At 68.3% G+C, this 9184-nt stretch carries 6 protein-coding genes; 1 reads left to right on the forward strand and 5 read right to left on the reverse strand.

Annotated features, from left to right (window positions below):
- Positions 1–57: 57 nt before the first annotated feature.
- Positions 58–813 (reverse strand): tRNA pseudouridine(38-40) synthase TruA, encoded by a 756-nt coding sequence (gene truA / locus ACTIGN_RS27045; RefSeq protein WP_439629743.1) that lies wholly within the window; start codon positions 811–813, stop codon positions 58–60.
- A gap of 111 nt (positions 814–924) precedes the next feature.
- Positions 925–1944: an aspartate-semialdehyde dehydrogenase gene (locus tag ACTIGN_RS27050; protein WP_439629745.1), complete on the reverse strand. Its 1020-nt coding sequence runs from the start codon at positions 1942–1944 to the stop codon at positions 925–927.
- A 156-nt stretch (positions 1945–2100) separates the two neighbouring features.
- On the opposite strand from ACTIGN_RS27050, the gene ACTIGN_RS27055 reads away from it, so the two are divergent.
- On the forward strand, positions 2101–3564 hold the full coding sequence (locus ACTIGN_RS27055) for a M81 family metallopeptidase (RefSeq protein ID WP_439629747.1): 1464 nt from the start codon (positions 2101–2103) through the stop codon (positions 3562–3564).
- A gap of 58 nt (positions 3565–3622) precedes the next feature.
- Here ACTIGN_RS27055 and ACTIGN_RS27060 read toward each other — a convergent pair whose 3' ends face one another.
- The 3 genes from ACTIGN_RS27060 to ACTIGN_RS27070 form a co-directional block, all read right to left on the reverse strand.
- Entirely contained in the window at positions 3623–5029 is a 1407-nt protein-coding gene (locus ACTIGN_RS27060; RefSeq protein ID WP_439629749.1) for a DUF1501 domain-containing protein, read from the reverse strand.
- A gap of 258 nt (positions 5030–5287) precedes the next feature.
- A complete protein-coding gene (locus tag ACTIGN_RS27065) occupies positions 5288–5965 on the reverse strand; it encodes a hypothetical protein (protein WP_439629751.1) in 678 nt (225 codons plus the stop codon).
- A 35-nt stretch (positions 5966–6000) separates the two neighbouring features.
- Positions 6001–8943, reverse strand: a complete 2943-nt coding sequence (locus tag ACTIGN_RS27070) for a DUF1549 domain-containing protein (protein ID WP_439629753.1) — start codon at positions 8941–8943, stop codon at positions 6001–6003.
- Positions 8944–9184: the final 241 nt, after the last annotated feature.

Genomic DNA, 9184 nt, shown 5'->3' on the forward strand with positions numbered 1-9184 from the left:
GGGGGACGTGAGTCCCCCGGTGGAATTACCATCTGGTGAGGTCGGAAACCGGGGGACTCACGTCCCCCGCTCGCCCGGATACGTCACGCGCATCAGGAACAGCCCCTCGCTCGGGGCGGTCGGGCCGGCGAGGCGGCGGTCCATCGCGTGCAGCACGTCGGCGATCTGCGTCTCGGGCCAGAACCCGCGGCCGACCTGCACGAGGCTTCCCGCGATCGCGCGGACCATGTTGTACAGGAACCCGTCGGCCTCGACCTCGATCCAGATGAACTCGCCGAACCGGTTCACCCCCAGGTGGGTAATGGTCCGCACGCTGGTGAGGCGGTTCGGCCACTCGGTCTCGAAGCACCGGAAGTCGTGCCGGCCGAGCAGGCACCGCCCGGCCCGCCGCATCGCCTCGGGATCAAGGCTTTGCCGCACGAACCACGCGTACTTCCGCATGAACGGGTCTTGCAGCCGGCCATCCTGCACGACGTACCGGTACATCTTCCGCACGGCGTCCTTGTTCGCGCAGAAGCTCTGCGGGACTTCGACCACCTCGCGGACGCCGACGTCCGCGGGCAGCTTGGCGTTGACCGCCTTGAGCAGCACCTCGCACGGGAGCTTCGAGGCGGTGTAGACGTTGGCGACCTGCCCGACCGCGTGGACCCCGGAGTCGGTGCGGCCGCTACAGTTCAGCCGCGGCCGCTCTTCCCGCGTGATCTCGGCGACCGCCCGCTCGACCGTCTCCTGCACGGTCCGCTTCCCCGGCTGCGTCTGCCAGCCGAAGAAGTCGGTGCCGTCGTAGCGGATGGTGAGCTTCAAATTCCTCATAAGAGTGAGCCACGGATGAACACAGATGAAACACGGATAGGACGGAAGACTGAGTTCAAATCAATCTTGTCTTCATCCGTGTTTCATCTGTGTTCATCCGTGGCTGTGGCTCTACTTCACGATGCCGCGCTTGACCAACTCCTGGGCGCACTGCACGGCGTTGGTCGCGGCCCCCTTGCGGAGGTTGTCGGACACCACCCACAAACACAGAGCGTTCGGGTTGCTCGGGTCCTGGCGGACGCGGCCGACGAACGTGTGGTCGCTGCCTTCGGCGAGGATCGGCTGCGGGAACTTGCCGTCCTTCATCTCGTCCATGAACACGACGCCCGGGGCCTTCGCGAGTGCGGCCTTCGCGTCGGCGACCGAGATCGGGGTGTGGAACTCGACCGTGACGGCCTCCGAGTGCGCGACCTTCACCGGCACCCGCACGCACGTCGGGCACACGCCGATGCTGGCGTCGCCCAGGATCTTTTTCGTCTCGTTGATGACCTTGTTCTCTTCCTCGGTGAACCCGTTCGGGTCGAGTGCCCAGTCGAGGGTGATGACGTTCCCGGCGAGCTGCGCCCGGTGCGCGGTCGGGGCCGGCACCGGCTTGCCCGTGCCCCACGCCGCGACCTGCGCGTTGAAGTCGGTCAGCCCGGTCGCGCCCTTGCCGGACGACGACTGGTACGTCGCGACGACGACCCGCTTCACCCGGCCGATGTCGTGGAGCGGCTTGAGCGCCACGCACAGCGGGATCGCGACGCAGTTCGGGTTCGCGACGATCCCCTTCTTGATGTGGTGCAACTGGTCGCCGTTCACCTCGGGCACCACAAGCGGGCAGTCCGGGTCCATGCGCCACGCCGACGAGTTGTCGACGACGATCGCCCCGGCCCGCGCGGCGATCGGCGAGAACTCCTTGCTCACCGAGCTGGGCGTGCTGCTCAGTACGATCTGGACGCCGGCGAACGCCTCGGCCCGGATCGGCTCGACCGTGTACGGTTTCCCCGCGAACTCGACGGTTTTGCCGGCGCTTTTCTCCGAGGCCAGGAACTTGATCGTCTTCACCGGGAAGGCGCGCTCGACGAGCACCTTTCGGATCAGATCGCCCACAGCACCCGTCGCACCAACGACCGCCACGTTCACGGACACGGCAACTACCTCCAGGGGTGAATCGCGGGCCGGGTGCCCGCACCGGAAATCATACGGAATCCTCGTTGACACGGGCCACCAATGCATAATGACTTCTCTGTCCCCCGGGCCGCACCCGGCCCGCCACTCCCCCCGACACTCACCACCCGAAGAACCATGCGGATCGCGATCGGCGGCTTCATGCACGAGTCGAACACGTTCGCCCCCCTCCCGGCGGACCGCGAGCGGTTCCTGGAGGGGAGCCTGACCCACGGCAGCGCGATGGTGCCGACCTGGAAGGACGCGCACCACGAGGTCGGCGGGTTCATCGAGGCGGCGGGCCGGTTCGGGTTCGAGGCGGTGCCCCTCGGGATGGCGTGGGCGACGCCGAGCGGGCCGGTCACCGACGAGTTCTTCGAGCACTTCTGCGACGCGCTCACCACCGGCGTCCGCATCGCGAAGTCCGATGGCGTGCTGCTCGCGCTCCACGGCGCGATGGTCACGCCGAGGTTCCCCGCGGCCGACGCCGAGATCGTGAAGCGGCTCCGCGAGGCGGTCGGCCCCGACATGCCACTCGCGGTCACGCTCGACTTCCACGCCAACGTGAGCCCGGAGATCGCGAAGTACGCCGACATCGTCGTCGGCTACCAGACGTACCCGCACGTCGATCAGCGGCAGCGCGGCGTACTCGCGGCGGAACTGCTGACGCGGGCGGTGAAGAAGGAGATCGCACCCGTGACCGCCGTTACGGCGCTCCCGCTGTTCATCAACCTGCTCGGCCAGGACACCTCACGCGCACCGATGTCGTCGCTCATGGAACTGGCCCGCGACGCCGAGAAGCGGCCGGGGGTACTATCGGTCAGCGTGATGGCCGGGTTCCCGTACGCCGACGTGCCCGACGCCGGCGCGACCGTGATCGCCGTCGCCGACGGGAAGCCTGAACTGGCGCAGGCGGTCGCCGACAAACTCGCGGCCGCGATGTGGGCCGTCCGCGAGCAACTGAACGTGGCGTCGCCCGAGCCGGCGGCCGCAGTCGCGCAGGCGATCGCTTCGACCGACACACCCGTCCTGCTGATCGACCTGGGCGACAACATCGGCGGCGGCTCGGCCGGTGACGGAACGGTGCTGCTCGCGGAGTTGCTCGCCCAAGAGGCGAAGCGGTTCGTCGTGGTTCTGTACGCTCCCGGGGCGGTCGCCGACGCAAAGCAACTCGGCATCGGCGGCGCGTTTGAGGGGCACGTCGGCGGAGCGGTGGACCGGCTCCACGGCGACCCGGTGCTGGTGAAGGGCTCGGTGCGGTCGCTGCACGACGGGAAGTGGGTCGAGGTGGAGCCGCGGCACGGCGGCCGACGGGCGAACGACCAGGGGCACGCGGCGGTGATCGACCTGCACGACGGCAACGTGCTGGTGCTGAACTCGCTCCGCACCCCGCCGTTCAGCCTCGGCCAGCTCACCAGCCTCGGCGTCGATCCGAGTGCGGCGCACACGATTGTTGTAAAGGCGGCGGTGGCGTACAAGGCGGCCTACGCGCCGATCGCTGGCGAGATCATCCCGGTGGACACCCCCGGCCTCACGGCGATCAACCCGGCCCGCTTCACCTACACCCGCATCAAGCGGCCGATGTACCCGCTGAACTCGTAGGGCCGGCTGTGCCGGCCGAAGTGGTGAAGTGCGAGAGGCGCGGCCGGCACAGCCGGCCCTACGCGAGAATCGCCTTCACCACTTCGCCGTGGACGTTGGTGAGGCGGCGCTTGATGCCGTTGTGGTAGTACGTCAGTTTCTCGTGGTCGATGCCGAGCAGGTGCAGCACGGTGGCGTGGAAGTCGTGCCACGCGACCGGGTGCTCGGTGGCCTTCCAGCCGATCTCGTCCGTCTCGCCGAACGCGGTGCCGGGCTTGAGCCCCGCACCCGCGAGCCAGCACGAGAAGCCGTACTTGTTGTGGTCGCGGCCGGTGCCGACCACGTTCCCGGCCGACTGCGTGAACGGCGTGCGGCCGAACTCGGTGGTGAAGATCACGAGCGTGTCGTCGAGCATGCCGCGCTGCTTGAGGTCCGCCATGAGTGCGGCGACCGGCTTGTCGATGCGGGCGGCCTCGGCCCCGTGGTTCTCCTTCACGTTCTCGTGGGCATCCCAGCTCGTCCGCGGCGCGCCGGCGATCGGCCCGCCGCTATAGACCTGCACGAACCGCACGCCCTTTTCGAGCAGCCGCCGAGCGAGCAGGCAGCGCTTCCCGCAGTCTGCTGTGACGGGATCGTCGGTGCCGTACATCGCTCTCGTCTTCGCGGTCTCTTTCGACAGGTCGGCGACGGCCGGCACCGCGAGTTGCATCTTGGCGGCGAGTTCGTAGCTCTTGATGCGCGCCGCGAGGTCGGCCTCGTGGCCGCTGCGTTCGAGGTGTGCGGCGTTGAGCTTCGCCAGGAAGTCGCGCGAGTCGCGCTCCTCGCCGGGCGTGATCGGCGTGTCGGGGAACAGGTCGCGGACGGGGGAGTCGCCGCCGCGGAACACGACGCCCTGGTGCTGGGCCGGGAGGAACCCGCTCGACCAGTTCGACGCGGCCCCGTTGGCGTCGCCGCGGACGTCGGGTAGCACGACGAACGCCGGGAGGTCGTCGGCGACGCTGCCGAGACCGTAGCTGAGCCACGAGCCGAGGGCCGGGTAGCCGTTGAACTGGAACCCGCTGTTCTGCACGAACAACGCGGGCGTGTGGTTCGCGCTGTCGGCGGTCATCGAGCGGATGACGGTGAGTTCGTCGGCGACGCCGGCGACGTGCGGGAACAGCTCCGACACCCACAGGCCGGACTCGCCGCGCTGCTTGAACTCCCAGTCGGGCTTCCGGAGCAGACCGACCTGCCCGAAGAACACGTCGGGCTTGCTATCGGACCCGAGCGGCTGGCCGTGCCGCTTCGCGAGTTCAGGCTTGTGGTCGAAGCTGTCGATGTGGCTCATCCCGCCGACGAGCGAGATCTGCACGGCCCGCTTCGCCCTCGCCGCGGGGCCGGTGTTGGCGGTCACGACGCCGTCCCGCACCAGCAGCGCGACCGACGCCGTGGCCGCGAGCCCCTGTGCGGACCAGTTGAAGAACTCGCGGCGATGGAGAGCGTTCATCCTTCCCCCAGTACGCTGAACCGCGGAGCGCGAACGTGCGGCGTCGGCGGTAGGGTGCGTCGAGCCGCGCTTCGCGGCGAGCCGCACCGTGGGGCGCGTGCGTGTCCCTGGTCTTTCGAGCCACGGGGCTTGTCCCCGTGGTGTTCCGCGCTTCCAGGCACCACGGGGATGAACCCCGTGGCTCGAATGCAATACGCCCACCACACGCCGCAATCGCCTCACGGTGCGGCTCGGCCGCAGAGCCGGCCTCGACGCACCCTACTCCTTGCCCAGCACGAGATCGACGACCCAGCACCCGCGGACGTGCGGCCCCGGCCCGCGGCAGTGCGTCAGGATGTCGTCGCTGTCGCATCCCGCATCTTGTAGCGCATCCGCGAGAATCGGCATCCGGTCGAAGGCCCGCTCATCGTAGATGCCATGTGCCAGCGCGAGCACCGTGGACGTCCGCCACGCCGGATCGACAACCACCGGCCGGAACGGGTTGCCGAAGATGTCGCGAAAAAGCTGAGCGTGCAGGTGCCTTGCTTGCTTCCGTGCGGCGCTCCACGTGGTTCTCTTATTCGATCTTGCCTCAGCCGCGACTGCAGAGATGCCCGACGCCGACCCTTCACCCATCGGGAACGAAGGGTCGGCATCACAAAGCGCCGTGACGGCGATCGCACTGTGGTCAGCAACGAGATCACCCATACCCTCATAGGTGCGGTCGGCCCGGTCACGCGCTTTCTTGAGTTCCTTCGCAGTTGCCAAGCCGTCCGCAAATCGTTCACACGTCACGATCGCCTGGCGAAGCACGTCACTAGGCAAAATGTCCCAGACATCTCGCACGCAGGCGCAGCCAAAGAGTCGGAATTTCCGGCTCCCGAGTTGACCTCGGTCGATCAAGAACAATTCCATTGGGCTGGGGTCAGCACACGCAAGCCATTTCTTCTCGGTCATGGGTCACGCTCCGTGCGTGTTGCGGTCACGCCGTGTCACTCCACCGTCACGAACTCGTTGCTGTTGAACAGCGCCCGGCACAGCGCCTTGAGGCCGTGGTCGGTCGCGAGCTTCGCGGCGAGCTTCGCTTCGTCGGGGGTTGGCGAGCGCTGGTACGCCAACTGCCACGCACGCACCACCTGCTTGTCGAGCGAGTCGGCGTCCTTTGCGACGCGCGACGCGAAGGCTTCGGCGGTTCGCAGCGCGAAGCCGTTGTTCCACAGCGAGAGCGCTTGGAGCGGGGTGGTGGTGACCGCACGCCGCGGGGCCGCGGAGGCCGGGTCGGGGCAGTCGAAGGCGTCGAGCAGCCCTTGGTTCGCGCCCCGCGGCGTGAAGCGGTACACGCTGCGTCGGTGGAACTCCGGGCCGACCGGGTCGATCGGCTCGAAGTACGCAGTGCCGTTGAAGTCCCGCGTCTTGTAGTCGCTGAACCCCTTGCCGCCGACCTCCTGGTTCAGCAGGCCTGAGACCGCGAGCATCGCGTCGCGAACCGCCTCGCCTTCCAGCCGGTGCGGGCGGAATCGCCACTGCAAGCGATTCTCAGCATCGGCGGCGAGTTCGGCCTTCCGCGGGGCCGAGGCCTGGCGGTAGGTCGCCGAAGTGACGATGAGCCGGTGAATCGCCTTGAGGCTGAACTTGCGTGCGACGAGTTCCGCGGCGAGCCAGTCCAGCATTTCCTGGTGGCTCGGGCGGCCGCCGTTGAAGCCGAAGTCGCTCGGCGTCTCGACCAGCCCGCTGCCGAAGTGGTAGTGCCACACGCGGTTCACGATGACGCGGGCGAACAGCGGGTTGTTCGCGGCCGTCACCCACTCGGCGAGCTTGCTTCGGCGGTCGGCGTCACTTGCGGTGGGTGCGAGGCCGAGGTCGGCTTTCGGGCCGCTCACCGAAGCGAGCGCCGCCGGCGCGACCACCTCGCCGGGCTGGGCGATGTCGCCGCGGACCAGGAACCGCGTGACTGCCGGCTTCCCGGGCACGTTCGCGTAGGTCTTATCGGCCACGGCCCGCTGCCGCATTTGGTCGAGTTCCGCGGTAAGTTGTGCTGAGCGCTTGCGAAGGTCGGCACGGGTCGCCTTCTGCTCGGCGGTGAGTTTGGCGTCTATCTCGGCCTCGGTGACGAACCCGGCCCCGCCCGCGAACGACCCGGCGACCTGCTCCGGTGACAACGCGCTATCATAGACTCGCGCCACGCTGACGGTCCCGGCGAGCATCTTGTTCCCGCCCAACGGCTCGTGCCGGCACCCGAACAGGATCACCGCCTTGCCCGGTGCGAAGGTCTGGAGCCCGCGCGAAGCGTACCCCTTGCCGTAGAGCTTGCCGTTGCGGTATCCGGTGATCGCGCCGTCGGCCGTGTACGCGATCGCGAAGTGGACCGGCTCCTTCGTGGCGTCTGGCTCCGGCGGGCCGCTGAAGGAGTTGGTCCGCACGAACTGGTCGCTGCCGGCCATCCACTGGCCCGGCTCGCGCTCGCCGAACACGATCGCGTCGAACACCACCCCGTCCGGCGACTGGATCGAGATGACGCCGCCGCCGCGCTGCGTGAGGTTGTCGAGCCGCACCCACGCTTCGAGCGTCTTCGCCTTCAACTCGAAGGGGATCACTGGCGTGCGGAGGAACCCCTTCTTGCCGTCGAGGACTGCACCGTCCGCCGTGAGTTTCGCACCGCCTTCGGGCTTCGCGTGCAGCTTGCCGACGAGGTCGTCGGCCGACTTGCGGAAGTCCCACGCGGCGACCGGGGCCGGCACCGCCGCACCCGGCATCGCCATCCCCTTGTCCTTGAGGACCGCCACACGCACCGGCTCCTCCAGGCCCGCCAACTCGGCCTTGATCTCGTCGAGTTGCTTGCCGAGTGCCGCGAGCTCCTGCGTCGCCTTCGTGTTCGGGATCGCCCGTTCGCCGAAGCCGACGCCCGCGAGCGCCGCCGCGAGCCGGTAGAAGTCGGTCTGCGAGATCGGGTCGAACTTGTGGTCGTGGCAGCGGGAACAGTTCACCGTCAGGCCGAGAAACGTCTGCCCGACCGCACCGACGATGTCTTCGAGTTCGTCCTGCCGGGCGATGAGCCGCATCTGCTCGTTGCCGAGCACCGTGTTGTGAACCCCCGCGACGAGGAACCCCGTGGCTCGCACCGCGTCGGCGTCGTTCGGCTTCAGCACGTCGCCCGCGAGTTGCAACCGCACGAACTCGTCGTAGGGCAGGTCGGCGTTGAGAGCGCGGATCACCCAGTCGCGGTACGGCCATGCGTTCGGCCGCGGCTTGTTGCGCTCGAACCCGTCGGTCTCGCCGTACCGCACCACGTCGAGCCAGTGCCTGGCCCAGCGCTCGCCATAGTGCGGCGACGCGAGCAGGCGGTCGACCAGCTTTTCGTACGCGTCCGGCGCGTCGTCTTTGACGAACGCTTCCACCTCCTCCGGCGTCGGCGGCAGACCGATGAGGTCGAACGTGACGCGGCGAATGAGCGTGCGCCGGTCGGCCGGCGGCGACGGTGACAACCCCTTGTCACTCAGCTTCGCGAGTACGAACCGGTCGATCTCGTTTCGGACTTCGAGCTTCGGATTCGCGACATCGGGAACCGCGGGGCGCTTCACGGGTTGCAGCGACCACCAGTCGTACCCGGCCCGCGTCGCGGTGGTGATGCGGAACGGGTCGATGGGGTCGGTGCCCCACTTCGCGCCCCCGTCCACCCACGCCTTGAGCACCTTCGCTTCGGCCTCGGGCAGCGGCTTCTTAGGCGGCATCTTGCCGGCCTCGACGCGCTTCCACAGCTCGACCGCGTCCACGTTCGCCTTGTGCGACACGTCGTACTTGCCCTTCGGTTTCGGCCCGGAGTGGCAGTCAATGCAGCGGGCCGCGAGGATTGGGGCAACGTCCCTGTCGAAGTCCGGCGGCGCGGCGGACGCGAGCGCGGGGAGCGCGAGAAGTGCAGCGAGCGTGACACGGAGCATGGCGCACCTCGGGTGGGTCGCGCCATTGTCCACAATCTGGGGCGTGTTTCCAGAGGCGAGGGGACGCAGGGTTGGCACCCAGGAACCCCAGGGTTCGCACCCCTCGGACCCAGGGTTCGCACCCTGGGCTACGGACTGCCGCCCCCGTTCGGGGGCTCAATGCTTTCAGTCCCGGAGGGACGACAGTAGATGTTCTTCACGATAAGCTCGGTGCCGGTGCGCACCCGCCGCGTGGCGGGTA

Source organism: Gemmata sp., from assembly GCF_051859125.1.
Lineage (GTDB): Bacteria > Planctomycetota > Planctomycetia > Gemmatales > Gemmataceae > Gemmata.